This window comes from Yimella radicis (assembly GCF_054778255.1).
Genome location: NZ_BAAGZR010000017.1, coordinates 1 through 1,362, shown reverse-complemented (window position 1 = coordinate 1,362; position 1,362 = coordinate 1). Strand labels below are relative to the sequence as shown.

The following is a 1,362-nucleotide window of genomic DNA, read 5'->3' as shown; positions in this document are numbered from 1 at the left end:
TGTGATGTCTCGTGACTTCTGGGTGTCCCGGATGTCATGACATTCGGGACACCCGAGTGTCGTGACATCCGGGACACTCATCAGGCATGGCTGATGAGATCTCGCGTGTTGTTCGTGATGCTGTGCTCCGGTTCGATCCGGTCGTTGGTCAGATGACGGTGCGGCAGTTCTGTCACGACCACGGCCTGTCGACGACGACTTTCTACCGACTTCGGACAACGGCTGCGGAGCAGGGCGCGTCCGCGGTGCTCCGTCACAAGTCTCGGGCACCCATCAAGCCGGCCCGCCGGTATGGCGAGTTCACGGTCGATGCGGTCGTCCACGCGCGTAAAGAGCTGCAGGACCAGGGCCTGGACCATGGCCCGTGGTCGATCTGGTGGCGGCTGGATCAGCAGGGAGTAGACCCCTTGCCCTCACGGTCCTGGATCGCGCGGAAACTGCGATCTCTGGGTCTGGTCGAGGTCAACCCGAAGAAGCGTCCTCGGGCGTCTTGGCGCCGGTTCCAACGCGCCCACGCCAACGAACTGTGGCAACTGGACGGCCTCGAGTTCTGGTTGCCCAGCGCCACCCTGACCACGATCTTTCAGGTCATCGATGACTGCACCCGCGTCTGCGTAGCACTCCTGCCAGCCCTGGGCGGTGAAACGTTCGCCGGTGCCCGCGAGGCGCTCGAAACCGGGTTCGCCGAGTACGGGCCACCCGCAGCCGTCCTCACCGACAACGCGCGTGCGTTCAACCAGCACCGATTGGGCCAGGTCGCTCCGCTGGAACCATGGTTGGCCCAGCGAGGCATCCGACCGATCAGCGGCCGTGTCATGCACCCGCAAACGCAGGGCAAAACCGAACGCTCCCACCAAGGCGTCCGCAACTGGCTGAAGCGTCACCCCGTCACGACTCTGGCCGAGCTGCACGCCACCTTGGAGGAGTACCGGCACGTGTACAACCACGAGCGTCAGCATCAAGGCCTCGGGCCACGCATCACCCCAATGACGATGTGGGACGCCGTCACCAAGGTCGGACCCGCCGACCACCCCCTCGACCTCGCAACGTTGTACGGGCAGCCCCTGCAGTTACCACCCCCGCCGCAGCAGCCCACCATCGCGACCCGACTGATCTCTGCTGGTGGCACGCTCAGCTGGCGTGGCTACCGGATCACGCTCAGCTACCTGTACCGCAGGACGACCGCCCACCTGATCCACACGACGACCGACCTGAAGATCTACACCGAGACCGGGAACCTCATCGCTACCGTCGCCTGGCCGCCACCCACCAAGCACTTCACGACCGTCCCCCGGTACAAGCCCGGCACAGTGTCCCGGAAGTGACGACATTCATGTGTCCCAGAAGTGACGCGTCATGACA

Annotated in this window: 1 protein-coding gene; it reads left to right on the top strand. The window is 64.5% G+C overall.

All coding sequences use genetic code 11. The annotated features are described in order from the left end of the window. Window positions 1-86 precede the first annotated feature (86 nt). Complete coding sequence (locus tag ACYU8W_RS11565) at window positions 87-1,325, top strand: integrase core domain-containing protein (RefSeq protein ID WP_499469207.1); 1,239 nt, start codon at window positions 87-89, stop codon at window positions 1,323-1,325. The last annotated feature ends 37 nt before the right edge of the window (window positions 1,326-1,362 follow it).